General features: G+C 36.7%; 25 protein-coding genes and 1 riboswitch. Of the genes, 8 read left to right on the plus strand and 17 right to left on the minus strand.

The genetic code is table 11. From position 1 onward, the window contains the following. Nucleotides 1-7: 7 nt before the first annotated feature. The 3 genes from gatA to ACZ76X_RS23185 all read right to left on the minus strand — a co-directional run bounded on the left by gatA (nt 8) and on the right by ACZ76X_RS23185 (nt 2,149). Nucleotides 8-1,465, minus strand: coding sequence for an Asp-tRNA(Asn)/Glu-tRNA(Gln) amidotransferase subunit GatA (gene gatA, locus ACZ76X_RS23175; protein ID WP_000051441.1), 1,458 nt, complete (start codon nt 1,463-1,465; stop codon nt 8-10). Between the two features lie 15 nt (nt 1,466-1,480). Further along, nucleotides 1,481-1,771, minus strand: a complete 291-nt coding sequence (gatC, locus tag ACZ76X_RS23180; RefSeq protein ID WP_071729694.1) for an Asp-tRNA(Asn)/Glu-tRNA(Gln) amidotransferase subunit GatC — start codon at nt 1,769-1,771, stop codon at nt 1,481-1,483. A 141-nt stretch (nt 1,772-1,912) separates the two neighbouring features. Beyond that, the gene (locus ACZ76X_RS23185; protein ID WP_001254393.1) at nt 1,913-2,149 is read right to left on the minus strand and encodes a YiaA/YiaB family inner membrane protein; all 237 of its coding nucleotides are present in this window, start codon (nt 2,147-2,149) and stop codon (nt 1,913-1,915) included. A gap of 383 nt (nt 2,150-2,532) precedes the next feature. Between ACZ76X_RS23185 and ACZ76X_RS23190 the strand changes: the two genes are divergently transcribed. From ACZ76X_RS23190 to ACZ76X_RS23205, 4 genes are all read left to right on the plus strand, one after another. After that, the gene (locus tag ACZ76X_RS23190; protein WP_479851801.1) at nt 2,533-3,015 is read left to right on the plus strand and encodes a MarR family winged helix-turn-helix transcriptional regulator; all 483 of its coding nucleotides are present in this window, start codon (nt 2,533-2,535) and stop codon (nt 3,013-3,015) included. A 76-nt stretch (nt 3,016-3,091) separates the two neighbouring features. Next, complete coding sequence (locus ACZ76X_RS23195) at nt 3,092-4,273, plus strand: ArsA family ATPase (RefSeq protein ID WP_479851821.1); 1,182 nt, start codon at nt 3,092-3,094, stop codon at nt 4,271-4,273. Continuing rightward, nucleotides 4,266-4,457: a DUF3926 domain-containing protein gene (locus ACZ76X_RS23200; RefSeq protein ID WP_479851802.1), complete on the plus strand. Its 192-nt coding sequence runs from the start codon at nt 4,266-4,268 to the stop codon at nt 4,455-4,457. Before ACZ76X_RS23195 ends, ACZ76X_RS23200 begins: the two co-directional genes overlap by 8 nt. Before the next feature lie 61 nt (nt 4,458-4,518). Further along, a complete protein-coding gene (locus ACZ76X_RS23205) occupies nt 4,519-4,986 on the plus strand; it encodes an HXXEE domain-containing protein (RefSeq protein WP_479851822.1) in 468 nt (155 codons plus the stop codon). Between the two features lie 168 nt (nt 4,987-5,154). Here the strand turns inward: ACZ76X_RS23205 and ACZ76X_RS23210 are convergent, their stop codons facing one another. The 3 genes from ACZ76X_RS23210 to ACZ76X_RS23220 are packed head-to-tail and all read right to left on the minus strand — an operon-like array spanning nt 5,155 to nt 7,693. Further along, on the minus strand, nt 5,155-5,997 hold the full coding sequence (locus ACZ76X_RS23210; protein WP_479851803.1) for a MetQ/NlpA family ABC transporter substrate-binding protein: 843 nt from the start codon (nt 5,995-5,997) through the stop codon (nt 5,155-5,157). A gap of 21 nt (nt 5,998-6,018) precedes the next feature. Beyond that, nucleotides 6,019-6,684 (minus strand): methionine ABC transporter permease, encoded by a 666-nt coding sequence (locus ACZ76X_RS23215; RefSeq protein ID WP_078420116.1) that lies wholly within the window; start codon nt 6,682-6,684, stop codon nt 6,019-6,021. Further along, a complete protein-coding gene (locus tag ACZ76X_RS23220; protein ID WP_479851804.1) occupies nt 6,674-7,693 on the minus strand; it encodes a methionine ABC transporter ATP-binding protein in 1,020 nt (339 codons plus the stop codon). Before ACZ76X_RS23220 ends, ACZ76X_RS23215 begins: the two co-directional genes overlap by 11 nt. Before the next feature lie 123 nt (nt 7,694-7,816). Continuing rightward, a riboswitch (SAM riboswitch) is annotated at nt 7,817-7,922 on the minus strand. Between the two features lie 241 nt (nt 7,923-8,163). Between ACZ76X_RS23220 and ACZ76X_RS23225 the strand changes: the two genes are divergently transcribed. Beyond that, nucleotides 8,164-8,727, plus strand: a complete 564-nt coding sequence (locus ACZ76X_RS23225; protein ID WP_479851805.1) for a cysteine hydrolase family protein — start codon at nt 8,164-8,166, stop codon at nt 8,725-8,727. Nucleotides 8,728-8,957: 230 nt separating this feature from the next. Here ACZ76X_RS23225 and ACZ76X_RS23230 read toward each other — a convergent pair whose 3' ends face one another. From ACZ76X_RS23230 to pcrB, 7 genes are all read right to left on the minus strand, one after another. Further along, complete coding sequence (locus ACZ76X_RS23230) at nt 8,958-9,107, minus strand: hypothetical protein (protein ID WP_479851806.1); 150 nt, start codon at nt 9,105-9,107, stop codon at nt 8,958-8,960. A gap of 178 nt (nt 9,108-9,285) precedes the next feature. Next, nucleotides 9,286-10,833 carry an L-glutamate gamma-semialdehyde dehydrogenase gene (gene pruA / locus ACZ76X_RS23235; RefSeq protein WP_000259559.1) on the minus strand — a complete coding sequence of 516 codons (1,548 nt, stop codon included), beginning with the start codon at nt 10,831-10,833 and terminating at the stop codon, nt 9,286-9,288. Nucleotides 10,834-10,986: 153 nt separating this feature from the next. Next, nucleotides 10,987-11,757, minus strand: coding sequence for a TSUP family transporter (locus ACZ76X_RS23240; RefSeq protein ID WP_479851807.1), 771 nt, complete (start codon nt 11,755-11,757; stop codon nt 10,987-10,989). Nucleotides 11,758-11,852: 95 nt separating this feature from the next. Further along, nucleotides 11,853-13,034 carry a CamS family sex pheromone protein gene (locus ACZ76X_RS23245; protein ID WP_479851808.1) on the minus strand — a complete coding sequence of 394 codons (1,182 nt, stop codon included), beginning with the start codon at nt 13,032-13,034 and terminating at the stop codon, nt 11,853-11,855. Between the two features lie 16 nt (nt 13,035-13,050). Continuing rightward, nucleotides 13,051-15,060, minus strand: a complete 2,010-nt coding sequence (ligA, locus tag ACZ76X_RS23250; RefSeq protein WP_479851809.1) for an NAD-dependent DNA ligase LigA — start codon at nt 15,058-15,060, stop codon at nt 13,051-13,053. A 15-nt stretch (nt 15,061-15,075) separates the two neighbouring features. Next, nucleotides 15,076-17,325, minus strand: coding sequence for a DNA helicase PcrA (gene pcrA, locus ACZ76X_RS23255; RefSeq protein ID WP_142337634.1), 2,250 nt, complete (start codon nt 17,323-17,325; stop codon nt 15,076-15,078). Nucleotides 17,326-17,337: 12 nt separating this feature from the next. After that, a complete protein-coding gene (gene pcrB, locus ACZ76X_RS23260) occupies nt 17,338-18,027 on the minus strand; it encodes a heptaprenylglyceryl phosphate synthase (protein WP_098670353.1) in 690 nt (229 codons plus the stop codon). 338 nt (nt 18,028-18,365) lie between these two features. Between pcrB and ACZ76X_RS23265 the strand changes: the two genes are divergently transcribed. From ACZ76X_RS23265 to ACZ76X_RS23275, 3 genes are all read left to right on the plus strand, one after another. Continuing rightward, nucleotides 18,366-18,743: a YgaP family membrane protein gene (locus ACZ76X_RS23265; RefSeq protein WP_479851810.1), complete on the plus strand. Its 378-nt coding sequence runs from the start codon at nt 18,366-18,368 to the stop codon at nt 18,741-18,743. Nucleotides 18,744-18,963: 220 nt separating this feature from the next. Further along, nucleotides 18,964-19,809, plus strand: coding sequence for an SPFH domain-containing protein (locus tag ACZ76X_RS23270; RefSeq protein ID WP_088231847.1), 846 nt, complete (start codon nt 18,964-18,966; stop codon nt 19,807-19,809). 16 nt (nt 19,810-19,825) lie between these two features. Continuing rightward, the gene (locus ACZ76X_RS23275) at nt 19,826-19,990 is read left to right on the plus strand and encodes a type II toxin-antitoxin system antitoxin (protein ID WP_001085171.1); all 165 of its coding nucleotides are present in this window, start codon (nt 19,826-19,828) and stop codon (nt 19,988-19,990) included. A 36-nt stretch (nt 19,991-20,026) separates the two neighbouring features. Here the strand turns inward: ACZ76X_RS23275 and purD are convergent, their stop codons facing one another. The 4 genes from purD to purM all read right to left on the minus strand — a co-directional run bounded on the left by purD (nt 20,027) and on the right by purM (nt 24,707). Continuing rightward, on the minus strand, nt 20,027-21,298 hold the full coding sequence (gene purD, locus ACZ76X_RS23280) for a phosphoribosylamine--glycine ligase (RefSeq protein WP_479851811.1): 1,272 nt from the start codon (nt 21,296-21,298) through the stop codon (nt 20,027-20,029). A 224-nt stretch (nt 21,299-21,522) separates the two neighbouring features. After that, nucleotides 21,523-23,058, minus strand: coding sequence for a bifunctional phosphoribosylaminoimidazolecarboxamide formyltransferase/IMP cyclohydrolase (purH, locus tag ACZ76X_RS23285; RefSeq protein WP_479851812.1), 1,536 nt, complete (start codon nt 23,056-23,058; stop codon nt 21,523-21,525). 24 nt (nt 23,059-23,082) lie between these two features. After that, complete coding sequence (gene purN, locus ACZ76X_RS23290; RefSeq protein WP_479851813.1) at nt 23,083-23,670, minus strand: phosphoribosylglycinamide formyltransferase; 588 nt, start codon at nt 23,668-23,670, stop codon at nt 23,083-23,085. Beyond that, nucleotides 23,667-24,707, minus strand: a complete 1,041-nt coding sequence (purM, locus tag ACZ76X_RS23295; RefSeq protein WP_479851814.1) for a phosphoribosylformylglycinamidine cyclo-ligase — start codon at nt 24,705-24,707, stop codon at nt 23,667-23,669. Before purM ends, purN begins: the two co-directional genes overlap by 4 nt. Nucleotides 24,708-24,806: the final 99 nt, after the last annotated feature.

A 24,806-nucleotide genomic window follows, 5' to 3' on the forward strand; every position in this document is an offset into this window, starting at 1 on the left:
CGCCTCCTTACAGACTTGCTTTTTTTGTATGATAGTCTGTTGCTTGCTCAAACGCATGTGCAACGCGGTAAATTGTCGCTTCATCGAAGTGTTTACCAATGATTTGTAGCCCAAGTGGCATGTTGTTAGCACCGAATCCACATGGAACAGAAATCGCTGGAACACCCGCTAAGTTTACTGGGATTGTTAAAATGTCATTTGCATACATTGTCATTGGATCATCAACTTTTTCGCCCACTTTAAATGCCGGAGTTGGCGTTGTTGGTCCAATAATAACATCGTAGTTAGCAAATACGTTTTCAAAGTCGTTCTTAATTAATGTACGTACTTGTTGTGCTTTTTTGTAATATGCATCATAGTAACCAGAGCTAAGTGCAAATGTACCAAGCATAATACGACGTTTTACTTCATCACCGAAACCTTCGCTACGTGTGTTTTTGTATAGATCTAATAAATTATTTACATTATCAGAACGAACACCGTAACGTACGCCGTCAAAGCGTGAAAGGTTAGCAGATGCTTCAGAAGAAGATAATAAGTAATACGTTGCTAGAGCGTATTTAGAGTGTGGAAGAGATACTTCCTCCCAAGTTGCGCCCATACCTTCTAATACTTTTAAAGCAGCTAGTACTGACTCACGAGCTTCTTCGCCAACACCTTCTCCTAAATATTCTTTCGGTACAGCAATACGTAAACCTTTAACGTCGCCTGTTAAACCAGCTAAGTAGTTTCCTACTTCAACGTTAGCAGAAGTTGCATCCATACGATCAATGCCTGAAATAGCTTGTAATAAGTATGCATTGTCTTCTACTGTACGTGTAATCGGTCCGATTTGGTCAAGTGAAGATGCGAATGCTACTAATCCGTAACGAGATACGCGTCCGTAAGTTGGTTTTAAACCTACAACGCCGCAATATGCAGCTGGCTGACGGATAGAACCACCCGTATCAGAACCTAGAGAGAATAATACTTCTCCTGCTGCTACAGCTGCTGCAGAACCACCACTAGATCCGCCTGGAACGTAATCTAAGTTCCATGGATTTTTCGTAGCGTAGAAACCTGAGTTTTCATTTGAAGAACCCATTGCGAACTCGTCCATATTTAATTTACCGATTGTAATCGTGTCAGCAGCTTTTAGCTTTTGCACAACTGTCGCATCATAAATTGGATCGAAGTTTGCTAACATTTTGCTCGCACAAGTAGTACGAAGACCGTTAGTTACAATGTTATCTTTTACACCAATTGGCATACCGAATAATAAACCATTATCTTCAGCACCAATTTTCGCATCTAATTCTTTCGCTTTTGCGCGTGCATTTTCTTCATCTAATGTAAGAAAAGCTTTTACGTTATCTTCAACATCCGCAATACGTTTGTAAGATTCTTCTACTAAATCCGTAACGGAAATTTCTTTGTTGTTTAATTTCTTATGTAACTCTGATACTGAATGATCAAATAATGACATCGAAATTCCCCTCCTCTATTCTAATACTGCTGGAACACGGATTTGATTATCTTTGTGATCCGGTGCATTTTTTAATACTTCTTCAACTGGTAAACCCTTTTCTGGTATATCTTCACGCATAACATTTTTCATAGTTAATACATGAGTTGTTGGTTTTACATCTGTTGTATCTAATTCATTTAACTGTTCTGCAAATGTAACAATTGCATCTAGTTGTTTTTGAAATTTTTCTGCTTCTTGATCAGTAATTGCAAGACGTGCTAAATGTGCTACGTGCTTTACATTCTCAACGGAAATTCTTGACACGGCTAGGCCACCTCCATAATATATCGTTCAATCTACAATACTATTGATGATACCAAATTTTCAGTACTTCAAGCAAGTCAACACACGGCACTTACGGTATTTTTACATAAAAAAAGAAAGGCAAATGCCTTTCTTTACAATTTACTCTTTATCTAACGGTTTATTTTTCGGAAATCTCTCGTTATCTTCTTCATTATCACGAATTGTTTTTTGTAATACAAAACAAGACATCGTTAAAAATAATGTTCCAATTAAATAATATCCTTTTACACTAAGCGTTTCATCTAACGTATAAATTCCAATTAGCATACCTGAAAGCGCGCAAACAAATGAAGTCCATGCTAAAAATGTGAACGCTTGCGTATTACGTCTTCTCATCGTTCTCCCCCTCGTTAGCTGTACATCCATTATAGATAAATATATTTATCACGATGGATTTTTATCCCACTTTAATGGGCAGTAACCCCCCCCACCTCAAAATTCAGCGAAAGCAAAGAATTTAGGTGGGGATCGAGCTGCCCATAAAAGACCGATTGGTTCAACTAATAATCAGTGGAGATGAAGAAAACCCCCACTGATTAAAGTTTCACTTTATGTAAATTCTCATTTTATATTTATAAATCTATCACAAAAGAATACTATTTTAAAGTTAGTTTTCTGTCTAATCTGAAAAAACAGCCAAAATAATTGACATTTATTTCAATTCTACATAAAATAAAAACAAATATTACGAACCTCGAAATATACGGGAGTGGAATTAATTGTTGCAATACGAACATTTTTTAGACTTACTGCTAGATAACGCCAAGAAACTTTTCTATCCTGAGGAATGGGTAAGCCTAGATTTAACACTTTCTAAAACAGAAGTATTTTGTTTACTTTGGATGGAGAGAAATACAGATATTACAATGACAAAAATCGCTGACCTTCTTGATATACCGATGAGTACAACGACAGGTGTTGTAAATCGCCTTGTAAAAAAGGGATATATCGAAAGGTACCGTGATGAAAACGACCGACGCATTGTATTAATTCGCTTAACAGAAAACGGTGTAACGCTCGTTCAAGAAGTAAAACAAAATGCAGCCCATTACTTTAACCTAGTGACAGAAGCATTATCAGAAGAAGAAAAAACATTCTTACTACAAATATTCCAAAAGATTATGAATCACATTGCTACGTCACAGCAAAGAACAGAAGAAAAAGTTTCTACACCTAAAATAAAAAACATTCCGATTGAATAAAAACCCTAATAGGGTTTTTATTCAAAAAAATATTTCGTAACTCGTAATATTCGATACTCGAAACAAAGGGGATATGATAATGAGAATTATTTTGTATACAGGTAAAGGCGGCGTAGGAAAAACTAGCATTTCCGCAGCAACAGCACTTCAAAGTGCAAAACAAGGCTTAAAAACTTTAGTGATGAGCACAGACCCAGCCCATAGTTTAGGAGATTCATTTGGTATAAAGTTATCTTCTGAGCCACTAGAAATTTGTGAAAATTTGTGGGTACAAGAAATTAATACGATTTATGAGATGGAAAAAGGCTGGGGAAAGTTACAGAAATACATTACCTTGCTATTTACTTCCAAAGCAGCTGATGATATTACAACCGAAGAGTTAACGATGTTTCCTGGTATGGAAGATTTAATTAGCTTACTTCGCGTACTAGATTATTATAAACAAAACACATTTGATGTTATTATCATTGATTGCGCGCCAACAGGAGAAACATTAGCCATGCTCAGTTTCCCAGACATGCTCGGCTGGTGGATGGAAAGATTATTCCCTATTAAAAGAAAAGTTTTAAAAATCGTTCGTCCTGTAGCTCAACCACTTCTTGGTGTCCCCCTTCCAACCGATGATATTATGGACGAATTAACAAATACACTTGAACAGCTTGGAGAAATGAGAGATATTTTATCAAACCGAGACGTAACAAGTATCCGCATCGTTGTAAATCCCGAAAAAATGGTCATTAAAGAGGCTCAGCGTAGCTTTACTTATTTAAACTTATACGATTATAACGTAGATGCCATTATGATTAACCGCGTCATCCCTAACACTGTCACCGATCCTTATTTTCAAGCATGGAAAGATACCCAAAAGAAATATAAAACATTAATTCAAGATAGTTTTCAGCCCCTTCCTATTTATGAAGCTCCAATGTTTGAACAAGAGGTTGTCGGTCTATCTATGTTAGAACGTGTAGGAGACGCTTTATTTAAATCTGACTCTTCTCCTACAGAAGTGAAATTTAACGGCCGCACTCAATATGTAAAAAAAGATGGCGCTGAGTATATTTTCGTTCTGTCCATTCCTTTCTCAAACAGAAGCGAACTTTCATTAAATCAAAAAGGTGATGAGCTTATTATTCGAGCTGGGTCTGTTAAGCGGAACATCACATTACCAAAAACGTTAACACACCTTTCTATTCAAGGAGCAAAATTCGAAGATGATGTACTAAACATTCGATTTGGAGGTGTAGTACATGCGTGAGGAACTACTAAGGAAGGTAATTCGTACAAAAATAGAAGTCGGCATGCATATATTAGAAGAGTTACCTACACCAATCCAGAAATCAGCTAAGCAAATGCTAAATATTTTACAAGAGGAGCTAGCTGCTTATCCGCAAGAACAAGAGCATCATGAAGATAATTTAAAAAGTATCATAATTGAATGAACATCTCTGGATAGAGGGCCTTTGTAGGCTTTCTATCTCCATATTGGAGTGATCTAAGTTGTTGAAAAAACATTCCACTATTATGTTTTGGATTATTCCCTTGTTATTTTTCATTCATAACCTAGAAGAATCTTTCCAAATGCCACAATATCTTGCTAATCAATTTTCAATTCATTTTATAACAAGCCAACAATTTTTCATTGCCATTTCCGCATTAACAATCTTTGTCTTACTTATCGTCTTTCTATATCAACTAAACTTCTTGTCTTCTATATACTGGGTTATTTTTATACAAGGGGCTATATTCTTCAACTCCGTTCAACATATTATTTTGTTTTTCATTTACCGTTCCTATAACCCTGGCGTAATATCGGCAGCTTTCATTTTCATCTTTTCGATTTTCTTTTTTTCATCCCAAAAACACTTAATTTATCAAAAGAAATTCGTAATTACACTCATTTTCAGCTTATTTTCTTACCCTGTTATAATTTGGATTACCTTACTATTCGCTAGCTACCTTCATTCATAAAAAAAAGACCAGGAAAACTCCTGGTCCATTACTCTACTTAACAAACATTGGATTCTACGTTATACAGAATTGGAAGGTACAGAATTAGGGTTTGTTTGTTAAGTAGATTATATGTTGAACGAACTAACAGCGGAGGGGTTCCTTCTGCTAGCCCGTTAAACTCAATCATTATTTTACGATTTTTTCAAGCTCATCAAGTGAAAGATCTACTGAAATGGAACCATCATTTGTTTCTTTCTTAATTGCATCTGTTACTTCTTTTGAATGATATAGTTCAATTACTTTTTTCAGTGTTGGATCATCTTTATCTTTCGTACGAGCTGCGAAAATATTAATATATGGCTTCGCATTTTCATTCTTTGGATCTTCTAAGAAAATCGGATCCTTCGCTGGATCTAGTCCAGCTTGACCAGCAACACCGTTATTAATAACTGACGCTGCAACATCTTTTAATACACGAGGTGTTTGCTGTGCGATAACCGGTGTAACTTTTAACTTCTTCGGGTTTTCAGCAATGCCGCTTGGATCTCCGAATAAGCCAAAGTCTTTCTTAAGCTTTAATAATCCAGCTGCATCAAGAAGTTTTAATGCACGCGCTTGGTTCGTTGGATCATTTGGAATCGCAATTTCTGAACCATCTGGAATTTCATTTGCTTTCTTATATTTTTCAGAATATAAGCCCATTGGTGCAATTTGCGTTGTACCAACAGCTGTAATATCTAACTTATGCTCTTTTTTAAACTGCTCTAAGAAAGCAATATGCTGGAATGAATTTAGTTCAATATCTCCATCAGCTAACGCTTTATTTGGCGTTGTGTAATCAGAGAACTCAACCAGTTTAACTTTAATCCCTTCTTTTTCAGCTTTTTCCTTTACAATTTCCCAAGCGTTTCCATCCGTTCCAGTTACACCAATGCGGACTGTCTTCTCTTTTGCTCCTGCATCTGAACAACCACTTAACGCTGAAATCCCTACAATTGCTGATAATGCAAATGCTAAAATTTTCTTCATTTCCTTTTCCCCTCTTCCCTTTTATGATCTGCGTAAAAAGACTTTTGCAAAGTAGTTTCCTAAATTTTGAGCTACCTGTACGAGAATAATAAGTAAAACGACTGTTACGAACATAACTGATGTATCAAAACGTTGATAACCATATGTCATCGCTAAGTCACCAAGACCGCCACCACCGACAAGCCCAGCAACTGCAGAAAATTCAATTAAACCAACTGTCATAAATGTAACTCCTAAGATTAATGGTGCTAACGCTTCTGGTACAAGAATTTCAAAAACAATTCTAAATGGTGAAGCACCCATTGCTTGAGCAGCTTCAATGACCCCCTTTGGAACTGAAACAAGATTTGTTTCAACCATTCTAGCAATACCAATTGATGCAACTAACGTCATTGGGAAAATTGCTGCTGCTGTTCCAATCGTCGTTCCGATAACACTTCTTGTTAGTGGGCTTAAAGCTACTAAGAAGATGATGAATGGAACCGGACGAATTGTATTAATAATGATATTAAGAATAGAAAAGATCCATTTATTTTCTAAAAAGTTTCCTTTTCTCGTTACATATAAAAGTAAACCTAGGGGTATACCAAGAATTGTAGCGAATATTAAGGTTACAATTACCATTAAGAGGGTATCCCCCGTCGCATCTACTATGCGGGGCCAAAATATACTCCAATCAACTCGCATGAGCTTCTACCTCCTTCAGCTGCACTTGTAGTCTTAGATGTTGTAATGCTTTTTGAATTTCTTTCTGCTCACCTTGCAGTTCTACAAGTAAATTTCCAAATAACACATTTTGAAGTTCAATAATATTTCCGTACAGTACGTTTACATCGACGTTATAATTTTTCGCGATATACGATAGTACCGGCTGTCCTGTCTCTTCGCCAGTAAATGTTAAGCGATAAATCTGTCCACCATTTTGAATTTTCCCTAGAACACTTTCCGGTAAATGATCATTAATGATAGAGCGTACAAAGTTTTGAGTCGTCTTTGTTTTTGGTTGTGTAAAAACGTCAAACAGTTTTCCTTCTTCAATAACCTTTCCCTTCTCCATTACAGCTACACGGTGACAAATTTCTTTCACAACATGCATTTCATGTGTAATAAGAAGAATTGTTACATTGTATTCTCGATTTACTTTCTTTAATAAGCTCAAAATTTCTGTCGTTGTTTCTGGATCTAAAGCTGATGTTGCCTCATCACATATAAGGATATCAGGTGATGTCGCCAGTGCCCTAGCAATACCAACACGCTGTTTTTGACCACCTGATAGTTGCTCTGGATAATAGTCTGCTTTATCTTCTAACCCGACAAACTTCAGCAGTTCATTTACTCTTTCTTTTATCTCATTCTTTGGTACTTTCGCTAATTTTAATGGATACGCAATATTCCCAAACACTGTTCTTGAATTAAATAAATTAAAACTTTGAAAAATCATCCCTATTCTTTGTCTTAGCTTCCGTAATTCTTTCGTCGATAGTGATGTAATATCTTTATCATCTATTGAAATCGTTCCTGCTGTTGGTCTCTCTAACATATTTACTAAGCGTAATAACGTACTCTTTCCAGCGCCACTAAAACCGATAATGCCGAAAATTTCGCCCTTTTCAATCGATAACGTTACATCCTCCACCGCATGAACAGATTGCCCACCTGATTCATATACTTTGCTTACGTTGTTAAAAGAAATCATTTTTTCCCCTCCTATATGCTGTAAAAACTTGAAGTAGAGCTTTCGAGGTAAAATAAAAAGTGCTCTCCTTCTTATCAAACATAAAGATAAGAAGGAGAGCACTTATATGTACTCGTTCACATCTTCTCATCTTCCAAGCCTTTATAAGGCTTGCTGGAGTTAGCACGGTATTAAAAAACCCGTTGCTGAGGTATCGTAGGGCCAGTCCCTCCACCTCTCTGGATAAGAATGTATCGATTTAATTGTCGTTTAATTAATTCTCATTATAGAACTCAGAATAATAAGAGTCAATACATTTTTTAGAAAAGTATCAATTATTTCTTTATTATAATTTTCAGATGAAATTCCATGAGAAAATCGTATTTTTTAAAGTTATGTAAAATTCTCCTCTCGCATATTTTTTAAAAGGATAATCTTCTCTACTAATTGAATACCATTATTTGAATATAAAATCGGAGGAAGATAAATATATGAAAACAGCCCTTTTACTCGTTGATATTCAAAATGATTATTTTCCACAAGGAAAGATGGAATTACGTAATCCGGTAGAAGCAAGCGACTATGCTAATCAGCTACTACAACTCTTTAGAACGAGAAATGAACCTATTTTTCATATCCAACATGTAGCAATAAAAGATGACGCTACTTTTTTCCTACCAAATACAGAAGGTGTACATATTCATAAAAGCGTACGCCCACTTAGAAATGAAACCGTTATAATCAAACATTATCCAAATAGTTTTCGGGAAACTGATCTTCTAGAACAATTACAACGTTTAAACATCGAGCACGTCGTCATATGTGGGATGATGACTCATATGTGTATTGATGCTACCGTGAGAGCTGCTTTTGATTTCGGCTTTCAATGTACCGTTATACATGATGCTTGTGCTACAAAAGATCTTTCTTTTAAGAATGCTACTATACCAGCCGTTTATATTCATAACACAATTTTGGCTAGTTTAAATGGCGTATATGCAAATGTAATGAGCACAGAGGAGTTTGTAGCTACAAAAAAACACTCCCTTCAGTGAGCAAAACCGAAAGGAGTGTTTCTTGTCAAACCATAGATTTTCTTTCAAATTGTATTATACAGGAAATCCTTAAAATGAATACTAAAAATGTGACTAATAAGTCAACTTTTCTCATTGTTTTGTTTCTATTTACATGTTTATCCCGATATGAATAGGGTTTAGCTAGTTCTATTCGCCAATTAGTAATATATAGTAAATCGTTTTTCGTTCAAACTAACTAGTCTCCCCTATTATTTTCCTGTTTGTTTTTGCTTCTTTTTCAAATATTCCGCACGCAATTTTTCAATTTGCTGCTTTTTATCAAATTTGACAGGCGTCTGTTTTTCATGAAACTTTGCCACAGCTACCTGGCCTTTATAATCCAATTGATATTTTCCCACTTTGTTCACCTACTTTTCTTGTCTTTAAAGAGAATCTATTCAATCAATATAATATACCTTATTTTACTGAAGTAAACCTTATTAGTTTTTCTACTGATATCTATCTTGATCCATATATAGATAATTTTTTCAAAAAAAAGAGATCTTCGCAGACTGCGAAGATCTCTTTTACTATTTCTTATAAAGTTTCAGAAGTAGTTTTTGCTTGCATGTGAAGTGCTAAGTAGTCAGGGCCACCAGCTTTAGAGTCTGTACCAGACATGTTAAAGCCACCGAATGGTTGGTAACCTACGATTGCACCAGTACATCCACGGTTGAAGTATAAATTACCTACGTGGAAGTCTTCACGTGCTTTTTCAATATGGTCACGGTTGTTAGAAATAACTGCTCCTGTTAAACCGTATTCTGTATTATTTGCAATTGCAAGTGCATGGTCAAAGTCTTTTGCTTTACAGAATGCTACTACTGGTCCGAAGATTTCTTCTTTCATTAGGCGAGCATCTTCTGCAACGTCAGCAACGATTGTTGGTTGGATGAACCAGCCTTTAGAATCGTCTCCTTCGCCACCTGCTAAGATTCTACCTTCTTCTTTACCAATTGCAACATAGCTCATTACTTTATCGAATGCAGCTTGGTCATTAACAGGACCCATATTTGTACCTAATACAGCTGGGTTAGCAACTGTTAATTCTTTCGTTAATTCAACAGCACGATTTAATACGTGATCGTATACATCTTCGTGGATTACTGCACGAGAACATGCAGAACATTTTTGTCCTGAGAATCCAAATGCTGATGCAACGATAGATTTAGCTGCTAATTCAAGATCTGCTTCTTTATCAACAACGATTGTATCTTTACCGCCCATTTCAGCGATAACGCGTTTTAACCAAATTTGGCCTGGGTTTACTTTCGCTGCGCGCTCATAAATACGGATACCTACATCACGAGACCCAGTGAAGCTAATGAAACGTGTACGAGGGTGATCTACTAAGTAGTCACCAACTTCAGAACCGCTACCCGGTACGAAGTTTACTACACCAGCTGGTAAGCCAGCTTCTTCTAATACTTCCATGAATTTCGCTGCTACTACAGGAGTTGTACTAGCTGGTTTTAGTAATACTGTGTTACCAGAAACTAAAGCCGCTGTTGTCATACCTGCCATAATTGCGAATGGGAAGTTCCAAGGAGAAATGATAACACCTACTCCTAATGGAATGTAAGAGAAACGATTATATTCAATTGGACGGCTTTCTACTGGAATTCCGTCTTTTAATTTCAACATTTGACGACCATAATATTCCATAAAGTCGATTGCTTCTGCTGTATCAGCATCTGCCTCATTCCATGGTTTACCTGCTTCTTTTACAAGAATAGCAGAGAATTCATGTTTTCTGCGACGAACGATTGCTGCAGCACGGAATAAAATGTCTGCACGCATTTCTGGCTTTGATTTTCTCCAAGTTTGGAATGTTTCATCCGCTACTTGCATTGCTTTTTCAGCTAACTCACGGCTTGCTTTTGAAACGCGACCAACAAGTTCCTCTTTATTTGCAGGGTTTACAGAAACAATTTTGTCTTCTGTAGTGATTTTTTCTCCCCCAATAATTAATGGATAGTCTTGTCCAAGATACGATTCTACTTTCTTTAAACCTTCTTCAAACGCTAATTTGTTAGCCTCCACTGAAAAATCTGTAAATGGCTCATGTTTGTATGCTACTACCATTCTTTTTAGCCTCCCCTTAGAAAAACGTTTACATTTTACAACATTATTCTACACGATAATTTAGATTTATTCAAATATTCCTAGACTTATATTTTAAAAATTAATTAATTTTTAAAATATAATAAAAAAACAGAGTTATACAAATGTATAACTCTACAAAATATGAGTATATTCCAAAATGTTTTTGCTAATCAATAAAATAGTTACTAACAAAAATAAAGTTCTTATGTATCCAACACCTTTTTGAACCGCAAACTTCGATCCAAAATAAGCGCCCAAAATCATTGATAATCCCATAATAATACCGTATTCAAAATGAATTACATCTAAAAATAAAAAAGTGATTAACGATACGATATTGCTAACAAAGTTCAAAAGTTTTCCAGATGCTGCCGCTTGAATAAAATCCAAACCAATTAATAAAAATGCAAAAATTAAAAAGGATCCTGTCCCTGGCCCAAAAAATCCATCGTAAAACCCTATCATTAAAATAACAAAGAAAAATATTAATGTTTTTCTTTTCGTCATCTTCTTATAGGTAGATACACTTCCCCAATCTTTTTTCGCAATAATATAAATGGCAATGAATACCAACATCACAAGCACTAACGGTCGTAAAATATCCGGCGGAATAAACTTTACTACTAAAGCACCTGCGACTGCTCCTATAATAGTTAACGGGATTAACTTTCCTACAATTTTAAAATCGACCTTTCCCGATCGAATGAAATAAATCGCACTCGTAAACGTCCCCATCGTTGCAGCTAATTTATTCGTTGCAATTGCCGAAGCTGGTGGTAAACCAACAAACATAAGTGCCGGAAGCGAGATTAATCCTCCGCCGCCAACAACTGAATCAATAAAAGCTGCTAAAAAGCCGAATGCAATTAATAAAATAATGACTTGAAAACTTAATTCGTCCATGCGCTTTACCCCTTACCCCATTATTTATAACATTTTAAATTATAACAAAATTAACCAAGAAAAAAAGCCGTTCCATAAAGGAACGACCCTTCTATTTAATCTAAAATTTTCACAAATGGTTCATCTTGCTTCGCTTCACGTATAATAATCGCTTCTGGGCGTTCTACAGATTTAATCGTTACTTGTACTTTCATATAATTCGGGAAGTATTCCATAACAAGCCCAGCTACATATTGTGTAAAGCCAATTATTTCTGCTTTCCCATTAAACTGGACAGGAATATCAAGCTTTACTTCTCTTAATTCATCGTCTCTATACATACCAGTACCGATAACAGCTGTATAGTCTCCTTGGAAATAATCTCCTAGTTTTGCTTTAAAGTTTGATACTCTCGCCAGATCTTCACGTTTATTATCTGTTTTCGCTTGTTCAGATGGGAACAAATAATATTTCTCATTAATTTGTTGCCAATCCTCAACCGTTTCACTGCCTTTTTCAACATTCGCATAAGAAACAAAGTTACCTGGTACGAGTGAAGCCTTTGGAGCCTGACGGTAAATTGCAAATGTTATCGGAAGGTTTTTTGTTTCAGGTTTTTTTTGATGCATAACTTTCAAAATTTCTTGCGCCATTTTTTTCCCTTCAGCTAACATTTTTGCTTGCTCAATTTTAGCTTCACGCGGATAACCATGCTCTTCCTCATAATAATGAACCGAATTCATTGCTAAACCAATTACAATGCCTTTACGCTCATCTGTTTCACCTTTTTTCACATAATAATCATGCTCTAAAATATTTGAAATATATATTGGATTTTTTTGATTCTTTGCCTCTAATGATTCAGATCCTCCACCTAACGCTGGGTTTAAACCAATGTTTGGAAATTTAACTGCGTCTTTTTTTAATTTGTCCTCTAGTTCCTTTTGCTCAGCATCTGTACGCTTTCTTTTAACAAGCATTTGTATAGTTTGAGCATCTAGAACATCTCCACCTTTAAAGAAATGATCTTTCGTACTAAAGGATTCTTTCGCAATACGCATTAACCCTGTTTCAAATTCATCTATATCAAGGCGATTACTTACTCCTTGTACAACTAATCCACGTGCTGCTCCTGCTTCAAATGGAATAGTCGCTTTATAATATTCATCCGAAATAGCGTACTTCGGAACGATTGCTTGTTCTTTTGCTTTCCCCGATTTCTCATCTTTATCGGCACCTGCACTACACCCACTTACAAGTAGGCCAAGGCTTAATACCGCTAATGCTATTTTTCTCATGGTAAGTTTGCACCTCTTACTTATTTAGCTCTTGTAAGAACCTCTCTTCATTCCAAACCTCAACATTATGCTTCTCCGCTTGTGCTAATTTCGAACCTGCTGCTTCACCTGCAACAACTAAATCCGTACTTTTACTAACACTTCCTGTTACTTTTCCACCTAATGCCTCAATCTTTTTCTTTGCTTCACTACGTCCCATCACTTCTAATTTACCTGTTAAAACGACAGTTTTTCCTGCGAAGTACGACTCAACATTTTGTAAATCAGCAATTTTTATACCTTTGTATGTCATGTTCACGCCGTATTCCTTAAATTGTTGTAATAACTCTAATACGTCTTCATTATCAAAATACGTCACAACGGATTGAGCCATTTTTTCACCAATCTCATTAATTGCTTTTAGTTCTTCTTCCGTCGCTTTCACAAGTGCATCCATCGTTTCAAAATGCTCTGCAAATGTACGTGCTGCTTTCGCTCCAACATGGCGAATACCAAGACCAAATAATAATCGCTCTAATGAGTTTTCTTTAGAATTCTCAATTGCTTGTACTAAATTCGTTGCTGATTTTTCACCGAATCGTTCTAACTGCAATAATTGCTCTTTCGTCAACGAATATAAATCAGCGAATGTACGAATATAATCAGCATCAAAGAGTTGTGTAATGACACGTTCTCCAAGTCCATCAATATTCATTGCATTTCTTGAAACGAAGTGGATTAACCCTTCTCGAATTTGAGCTGGACAAGTTGGATTTATACAACGAAGAGCTACCTCTTCTTCTAAACGAACTAGTTCACTCTCACATGCTGGACAATGCGTTGGCATATGATATTCTTCTTCCTCACCAGTACGCTTATCAAAAATAACGTTCACAACTTCAGGGATAATATCTCCGGCCTTCTTTACAACTACGTAGTCACCAATTCGAATGTCTTTTTCACGAATTAAATCTTCGTTATGTAAAGAAGCACGACGAACGATCGTACCAGCCACTCTCACTGGCTCTAGCTCTGCAGTCGGTGTTACAACCCCCGTGCGACCAACACTTAATTCAATACCTGTTAATCTTGTTACAACTTCTTCAGCCGGGAATTTATAAGCAATTGCCCATCTTGGACTCTTTGCTGTAGTTCCTAAACTTTCTTGAAGAGCAACATCATCTACTTTTATAACGATTCCATCAATCTCATAATCAAGATGCGGGCGTTTTTCTTGCCATTCTTCTACATAAGCTATAACTTCTTCAATTGTTTCACATGTGCGTCGATTGGGATTTGTTTTGAATCCAAGTTCACCTAAGAAATTAAGCGATTCACTATGTGATGGAATTGTTTTTTCCTCTACATTCGCAAGACCGTATACAAACATAGATAAGTTACGCTTCGCTGCAATTTTCGGGTCCAGTTGACGTATTGATCCCGCTGCCGCATTACGCGGATTCGCAAATACATCTTCACCATTTTGCTCTTTTTCTTCATTTAATTTAACGAATGAACGCTTCGGCATATAAGCTTCGCCTCGTGCTTCTAACGTTACTTCTTCATTTAAACGAAGCGGGATCGCTTTAATCGTTTTTAGATTTTGGGTAATATCTTCACCTGTTACACCATCACCACGTGTTGCCCCCTGAATAAAGCGCCCTTTTTCATAATGAAGTGAAACAGCAAGCCCGTCAATTTTTAATTCGCATATATATCTTACATTCGCACCATCAATTCCTTGGCGTACTCGTCGGTCGAAATCACGTAAATCTCCTTCGTTAAATGCATTTCCTAAACTTAACATCGGTGACTTATGTGTTACTTTTTCAAATATATCAAGAACAGTCCCCCCAACGCGAACGGAGGGAGAGTCTTCACTCATAAACTCTGGGTTCTCTGCTTCTAATTTTATAAGCTCCTGCATATTACGGTCGTACTCCGCATCAGAAACAGAAGGATTGTCTAATACGTGATATTGATAGTTAAATGTATTTAACAAATCACGCAATTCTTCTATACGTTTTTTTGCTATCTCTTTTGACATATCCTCATTCCTTTCCTATTGTTTCGTCACAGGTGCAAATTTTGCTAACAAACGTTTAACACCAATTGGGCTTGGGAACGCAATATCTAATTCTTTTGCATCACCTTCACCTTTTACACTGACAACTGTACCGACTCCCCATTTTTGGTGGGAAGCTTTATCGCCTACTGCCCAGCCAATTTGCTCGCCGCCTGTCGTCTTAGCTGCAGGACGCGCGAAAGCTGAACGAGAGCGTGTTGTAGTTGTGACTGTCGTTTTACTGCTACTAGCCGTTCTTCCTTTTGTACCAAACGAAGTTTCACGCTTTGGTGCTGTTTCATTTAATGATTCGACTAGTTCTGCCGGGATTTCCGTAATAAATCGAGATGCGGCGTTCATACTTGTTCTACCAAATAAAGTGCGCATTTGTGCATTGGATAAATATAACTCTTCTTCTGCACGAGTAATACCTACATAAGCAAGACGACGCTCTTCTTGCATTTCATCTTCTTCCATTAGAGAGCGAGTATGCGGGAATATTCCTTCCTCTAAACCGACAATAAAGACAACTGGGAATTCTAATCCTTTTGCTGAGTGCATCGTCATTAAAATAACTTCCTCACCAGCAGTTGGATCTTCATCTACACGATCAATATCAGCAACAAGTGCTAAGTCTGTTAAGAATGCAACAAGGCTCTTATCTTCGCTTTGAGATTCAAATGTTTGCGTAACAGATAAAAACTCATCTAAGTTCTCTAGACGACCTTCCGCCTCTAAAGTACGCTCGTTTTTCAACATATCGCGATAGCCTGTTTTTTCAATAACTTCTTCCACTAATTCTGTAACAGATAAATACTCTTGCATATTTACCCAGTTGTGTAATAAACCTGCGAATTCTTTTACTGCCTTTGTAACCTTTGCACTTACTCCAACATGCTCAATCTCATCAAATACAGCTGTTAATGAAATTCCATTTTGCACACCGTAATTAATAATTTTATCGATAGAAGTCGCACCAATTCCGCGCTTTGGCACGTTTATAATACGTGCGAAACTAATCTCATCATCTGGATTTCCAATTAAACGTAAATACGCTAAAATGTCTTTAATCTCTTTACGATCATAGAACTTCGTACCGCCGACAATTTTGTAAGGAATATTAGATTTCAGAAAAATCTCCTCGACCATACGAGACTGCGCATTCGTACGATATAACACTGCAAAATCAGTATATTTTCGTTTCCCCATTTGAATATCATCACGAATTTTTTTCGCAACAAAGTACGCTTCGTCTTTTTCCGTTGCAGCACGATAGTATGAGATTTTGCTTCCAACTTCATTATCAGTCCATAATTTCTTCGGTTTACGATTCGTATTTTTTTCAATAACAGCATTCGCTGCATTTAAAATATTTTGTGACGAACGATAGTTCTGTTCTAACAAAATAACTTGCGCATTCTCATAGTCTTTTTCGAATGACAAAATATTAGAAATATCCGCACCACGCCAGCGATAAATAGACTGATCAGAGTCACCTACAACGCATAAATTTTTAAAACGTGCAGCTAAATGTTTAACAAGAAGGTACTGTGCTTTGTTCGTATCTTGATACTCATCCACGTGAATATACTGGAATTTACGCTGATAAAACTCTAGTACTTCTGGAACACGTTCAAATAATTGAATCGTTGTCATAATTAAATCATCAAAGTCTAATGAGTTATTTTTCAGAAGACGCTTTTGATATTCTGTATATACATCGCTCGTTAATTTTTCATATGGATCAGCAATTGTAATTTTTTTTGCGTATTTATCCGCAGATAGCAGTTCATTTTTCGCATTACTAATGCCAGCTAAAATAGAGCGAGGCTCAAATTTCTTCGGATCAATATTGCGCTCTTTCATAATTTTTTTGACCACAGTTAACTGATCGCCTGAATCTAAAATTGTAAAGTTACGATTAATACCAATACGATCGATATCACGTCGTAAAATACGAACACACATAGAGTGGAACGTAGAAATCCAAATATCTTCCGCTTCTGGTCCGACAAGTGTATCAATACGCTCGCGCATTTCACGAGCGGCTTTATTTGTGAAGGTAATAGCTAGTACATTCCACGGTGCTACACCTTTTTCACCAAGTAAATACGCAATACGATGTGTTAACACACGTGTTTTACCACTACCTGCACCTGCCATTAATAGAAGTGGTCCGTTCGTTGTTTGTACTGCTTTTTGTTGCTGCGGATTTAAACCATTTAATAACTTATCTGTCATACTCATATACGCCTGCACCTACTCTCCTTTTACTGCTTTAACCGTTTTTATCGCTGCTTTTATATCATCATAAATAATATTTCCAACAACTACCGTATCAGCGTACTGCGCCATTTCCTTCGCTTGTTCTGCATTAGAAATACCACCGCCATAATATAACTTCGCTTGTTTCAATTGTGCTTTTACATTTTTAACAAGTTCAACGTCTCCATACGTACCGCTATATTCTAAGTAAAATATCGGTAAACGTAATAGCTTGTCTGCTAAACGCGCGTATGCAATCACATCATCTTCTGTTACATCACATTTCGCATCTGTAAGCTGAGCTACTTTCGCTTCAGGATTTAAAACACAATACCCTTCCATGAAAATTTCGTCCCAATCCATAATATCCCCAAATTCTTTCAAAGCCTCATGATGAACACCTGTTACCCATTCTACCTTTCGGCTATTTAAAACGCTTGGGATATAATAAAAATCAAATCCTGGTGTAATTGCTTCTACATCAGAAACCTCTAACACACAAGGAACTGCATATCTACGAATGCTAACTAGCATGTGTAATACATTATCGATTGTCACTCCATCACTTCCGCCTACAATAACAGCATCTGTTCCAGACTCACAAATCATTTCTAAATGTTCGTCACTTAACTCCTTATTTGGATCAAGCTTAAATACATGTTTCCATCCGGAAATATCGTACATGAAAACACCCTTTCTTTTCTCTATTTATGTATATTTCTGTTCAAAATAACAGCTTATTTTCATTAGGATTTTTTTAACTTCATCTTAAATATTTGTGTAAAACGGAGAATTAAGTTTGGAATTCCCTCTTCCACATTTTTCTAAAAGAGAGGATTTAATTTTGAACTTCCTTTTATGCATTCTTTCATTATAACAAAAAAAGCTACTTACACACACGCACATTCCAACATCTTTTTCACCGTCAAATGTTGGATTACATATCCCAAAAATCACGCGGGATACTAATAAGAGAAATAGTATTATCTATTTCAACTTTCATAAAAAGGAGTGTTTTTCTAATGAAGCAAAACATCGGTACAATAAATGCCCTAATTCGAATTACACTCGGACTTATCCTCTTCGGTTGTAGTGCAACGAAACTCGTACGCAAACCTTGGTGCGCTTGGTCTAACATTTTGCTATGGATTGGTGCAATGAAAGTTGCAGAGGGAATTGTTCGTTTCTGCCCTGTTGTTGAAATGTGGAAATTCGGAAAATATATGAACATGGGGGCATTTAAAATGCCTAGCATGAATTTCGCTGAAAAGGGACATACTAAAGAAGAAGTGAACCAAACTTCCAATCATGACAAACCACGGTCAAATGGAAGTTATGACGCTTCTGACAAAGAGATTGAGTCAGCGATTGAAGATATAATCCTGGCAAAACCGCTTTGAATCATTTGTCACGATGTAAGATGCTCTCAAAGGGACTTAGCTGCTGCAGTGGGCGGTTAAGTCTTCTTTATTTTACCACAAAACAGAACATACATTCTTATTTTAATCCTTAAAATATACATAAGATATACCTAACCAATAAAATTCAGAAAATTAGGTGTAAACCTCTTGCTTAAAATGATATAAAAGTGATATCATTTTTATATCAGGAGGCGATCATATGAAAGAAAAACAAGTATTTTATGTTAATGGTTTTCTTGGGATTATTGGCATTTTGATTTTAGCCGCTATCGGTGTATTTTTCCTCGCGCAAGAAATTTTCATAGGAGCAGCATTAACTATTATTTTAGCTGCAGTTCTTGCTACAGGTATTGGTATTGTTCAACCAAACCAAGCAAAAGTCATTACGTTTTTCGGTAATTATTTAGGAACAATTCGTCAAAACGGTTTATTTTTAACGATTCCGTTCGCATTCCGTCAAACTGTATCGTTACGTGTTGAAAACTTTAATAGTAAGAAATTAAAAGTAAATGATGTTGACGGAAATCCAATTGAAATTGCAGCTGTTATCGTCTATAAGGTTGTTGATTCTGCAAAAGCGATGTTCGGCGTTGAACATTATGATCGATTTGTAGAAATTCAAAGTGAAACGGCAATCCGCCACGTTGCAACGAAATATCCTTATGACAATTTCCAAGATGAAACCAGCGTTACATTACGTGGAAATACTGAAGAAGTCTCTGAAGAATTAAAACGTGAATTAGAAGCACGCCTTGAAATTGCTGGCGTAGAAGTATTAGAAACTCGTTTAACACATTTAGCTTATGCAACAGAAATTGCCCATGCAATGCTACAACGTCAACAAGCAAAAGCAGTATTAGCTGCTAGAAAAGAGATTGTTGAAGGTGCTGTGAAGATGGCAAAAGATTCAATCCATATGCTAGATGAAGAAGGCGTACTAGAACTTGATGACGAGCGTAAAGCAAATATGGTAAACAACTTATTAGTTGCCATCGTTTCAGATAAAGGTGCGCAACCGGTTATTAATACAGGAAGCCTATACTAAAAGGTTGTAAATCATTATGGCTAAAAAGAAAAGCTTTCCATTACGTATTGATCCTGAATTACACGCAGTCATCGAAAAATGGGCGAATGATGAGTTTCGTAGCGTCAATGCACACATCGAGTATTTACTTCGAGAAATGGCAAAGCAAAAAGGTAAATTGAAGAAAGATAAAGATGCATAAAAAATCCCGCTGAGAAATCAGCGGGATTTTTACATATTAGCTTCTCGTCATCTCATGCCCAATTGCACGATATCCTATATCACTTCGGTAAAACAGACCATCACTCTCAATTTTACCGATTTCTTTATACACCTTATCTTTCGCTTCTTGTAAACTATTTGCCTTACAAGCAACAAATAGTACACGGCCACCGTTTGTTACAAAATCACCATGTTTCATTGCTGTACCTGAATGAAACACAATTACATCTTGCAATGCATCTAATCCTTTAATAATGTCACCTTTTTTATATGCTTCCGGATATCCTTTCGAAGCAAGTACAACACCAATTACCGCTTCCTCTGACCATTGTAACGTTAACTCACTTTCATCTAATATGGCGTTACATACATCCACTAAATCATTTTCTAAGCGGGGTAATACAACTTCTGTTTCAGGATCACCAAAGCGTGCATTAAATTCAATTACCTTTGGCCCATCATTTGTTAAAATAAGTCCCGCATATAAAATTCCTGTAAACGATCGATTTTCTTGGATCATCGCCTTAGCAGTTGGATGCAATACCGTTTTTATCGCCTCTTCAACTGCTGATTCCGGAATTTGTGGTACCGGAGAATACGCACCCATTCCGCCTGTATTTGGACCTTTATCACCATCAAAAGCTCGTTTATGATCTTGAGCGATTACCATCGGATACACAGTTGTTCCATTCACAAATGCCATTAATGAAAATTCTTGTCCATCTAAAAATTCTTCAATAACAACCTTTTTACTTGCTTCGCCGAACTTTACATCTTGTAGCATTTCTTTCGTAGCCTGTAATGCTTCTTCAAGCGTCATCGCTACCGTTACACCTTTTCCAGCAGCTAGGCCATCCGCTTTAATAACGATTGGTGCACCAACTTTTTGAATGTACTGTACTGCTTCTTCATAATCTGTAAAAGTTTCATATGCCGCAGTTGGAATATTATACTTTTTCATCAATTCTTTTGTAAAAGCTTTACTACCTTCAATAACAGCAGCCGCTTTATTTGGGCCAAATACACGAAGCCCCTCTTCTTTAAAGCGATCAACAATGCCATTCATAAGCGGAATTTCTGGTCCAACGAAAGTTAATTCAACCTTATTCTCTTTAGCAAATAAAACTAATGCATCAAAATCATTTTCATCAATATCAACTGGTGTTGCAACATCGCGCATACCTTCGTTACCCGGTGCTACATATACCTTTTCTACCTTTTCAGATTGCGCGAACTTCCAAGCTAAAGCATGCTCACGCCCACCGCGACCGATTACTAAAACATTCATATTTCATCCCCCGATACTTAAATAAGTACAAACTAGAAGCTATGCTGCTCCTAGTTTGTTTTCATATAAATAAAAGTTTAAAAAAGAGGATCAAGAGAACCGAGCAGGTCGAGGCGCATTTGACAGGAGGACACGGAGTGTAGTTTTCCTACATGAGTACCGCACTGGCAATGCAACGACGACATGCGACTGTTATCTTGACCGGACTTTTTAAAAATCCTCTATTAATGTTTGAAATGACGTACGCCAGTGAACACCATAGCAATCCCATACGTATCCGCCACTTTAATAGAATCTTCATCACGGATTGACCCGCCCGGTTGAATGATTGCTGTAATTCCTGCTTTTGCTGCTTCTTCTACTGTATCTGGCATTGGGAAGAAAGCATCAGACGCAAGCGCGCTACCTTGTGCTTTTTCACCAGCTTGTGTAATTGCGATTTTTGCAGAACCTACACGGTTCATCTGTCCCGCACCGACACCAATTGTCATATCATCTTTCGCTAAAACAATTGCATTTGACTTCACATGCTTTACAACTTTCCAAGCTAGTTTTAAATCTTTCCATTCTTGCTCTGAAGGTTCACGTTTCGTTGGAATTGAAATTGTACTTTCATCTAATGATAACGTATCTTCCTCTTGAACGAGAAGTCCACCTTGTACAGAAGTTAGTTTTTTGCTTGCATTTGTCGCTTTTTCAATATTTACAGTTAGTAAGCGTAAGTTCTTCTTACTTTGTAGCACTTCTAAAGCTTCTTGCGAGAACGAAGGTGCGATAACAATTTCTAAGAAAATTTCATGTAACTTTTCTGCTGTAGCTTTATCAATTTCACGATTTGCTGCGATAATACCTCCAAAGATTGATACTGGATCTGCTTCATAAGCACGCGTGTATGCTTCATGAATATCAGTTCCTACTCCAACACCACATGGATTCATATGTTTTACTGCTACTACTGCTGGCTCTGTAAATTCTTTCACGATACTAAGCGCTGCATCTGCATCGTTAATATTGTTATAAGATAATTCTTTACCGTGTAATTGTTCTGCGTACGCAACAGAAGAAGTTACAGCGAATGGTGCTTTATAGAATGTTGCTTTTTGATGCGGATTTTCTCCATAGCGTAAATCTTGTTTTTTCTCAAATGTCACTGTTAATGTTTCTGGGCTTTCTTCACCCATTTGCTTTGTTAAGTAGTTAGAGATTAACGCATCATATGCCGCTGTATGACGGAATACTTTCGCTGCTAATTTACGTTTCGTTTCTTCTTTTACTTCACCGTTCTCTCTCAGTTCTGCTAATACAACATCATAATCTACTGGATCTACAATTACCGATACAAATTTATGATTTTTCGCAGCAGAGCGAATCATTGTTGGGCCACCGATATCAATGTTTTCAATTGCATCAGCAAATGTTACATCAGGCTTAGCGATTGTTTCTTTGAATGGGTATAAGTTAACAACAACAAAATCAATTGGCTCCATACCTAACTCATTCATTTGCGCTACATGCGTTTCATTATCGCGAACTGCTAATAGACCACCATGAATATTTGGATGTAATGTTTTCACACGACCATCCATAATTTCTGGGAACCCAGTTACTTCAGAAATACCAATTACTTGTAAGCCGTTTTCTTCTAGTAATTTTTTCGTACCACCTGTTGATATAACTTCGATCCCTTGTTCTAGTAAACCTTTAACAAATTCTACTACTCCTGTTTTATCTGAAACACTTACTAATGCACGCTTCTTCATTTATCCTTCACCCCTGGTTGTATGTTAGTTAACAGTTGGTTCTTTCACAGATTGAACGATTTGATTCACTGTATTTACGTATAATTTATGTTCAACTTGTTGAATTTTCTTTTGTAAGCTTCCTCTCGTATCCTCATCAGAAACAACTACTGCTTCTTGTGCAATAATTGGCCCTGTATCCATACCTGCATCCACATAATGAATCGTTACTCCCGTTACTTTCACACCCGCTTCTAACGCTTGGCCAACAGCATCTTTCCCTGGAAAACTCGGTAATAGTGATGGATGAATATTAATAATCCTTCCGCCATAAGCTTCTAGTAAAGTCGGTCCAATTAAGCGCATATATCCAGCTAAAATAACATAATCAATTTCATACTCTTCTAGCTTCTTTAATATTTCTTTTTCAAATGCTTCTTTTGACTCATATGCTTTCGCTGAAAAAGCGAAACATGGAATATGATGATAATGTGCCCGTCCAACGGCACGTGCTTCTGGTTTATCACATACTAATAAACTAATCTCTGCGCCTAATCTTTTTTCTTCTACCGCATTGATGAGAGATTGAAAGTTAGAGCCACTTCCAGAAGCAAAAACTGCTAATCTACTCATAGTGCTGTGCCTCCATTGAAGGTAACGCCAGCCCCTTGTACAGTACGTCCAATAATACAAGCTGTTTCTCCTTGTTCTTCAAGAAGACGAACGATATCTTTTGCTTCTTCTTCCTTCACCGCTACTACCATACCAATACCCATGTTAAAAATATTGAACATTTCTTTCTCTTCTAGTTTTCCAACCTCCTGAAGTAAACTAAAAATCGGTTGAATTTTCCAAGATCCTAATTCAATTTCTGCACCGATTCCTTCTGGTAACATACGTGGAATATTTTCAATGAATCCGCCACCTGTAATATGCGCCATACCGTATACTTCATATTTCTTCAATAGTTCTAAAATAGGTTTGACATAAATTTTCGTTGGTTTTAATAACTCTTCACCAAGAGGTAGTTCTAAGCGTCCGTAAATGCGATCTAAAGATAATTCTCCATCTTCTAGTAATACTTTTCGTACTAGAGAATAACCGTTACTATGAATACCGCTAGATGCTAATCCAATTAATACGTGACCAGCTTCAATTTTTTCACCTGTTACAATTTTCTTTTTATCAACAATCCCAACTGTAAAACCAGCTAAATCATACTCTTCTGTAGAATACATTCCTGGCATTTCAGCTGTTTCTCCACCAATTAATGCACAACCAGCTTGGCGACAGCCCTCTGATATACCTTTGACGATGTTTTCAATTTTACTAGGTTCAGCTTTACCACAAGCAATATAATCAAGGAAGAAAAGCGGCTCTGCTCCTTGGACAACAATATCATTTACACACATCGCTACTGCATCAATACCAATTGTGTCATGTTTATCTGCCATAAAAGCGAGCATCAATTTCGTTCCCACGCCATCTGTTCCAGATACTAATACAGGTTCTTCTAATGCAAATTTTGATAGATCAAACATACCTCCAAAACCGCCTAAACCGCCTAGTACTTCTTTTCTCATTGTTGTTTGTACGTGTTTTTTCATGCGAGATACCGCTTCATATCCAGCTTCAATATCTACTCCTGCTTGCTTATATGCATTCGCCATCGTTATCTACACCTCGTCTTTTAATTTCTCCCTATCCTGTGCGGGCCGTTTTAAGAAAGAAGCTAGCTTCTACATCAAAAGAAGTAGAAGCTTTTTCCT

The organism is Bacillus sp. BC05(2025) (assembly GCF_056725905.1).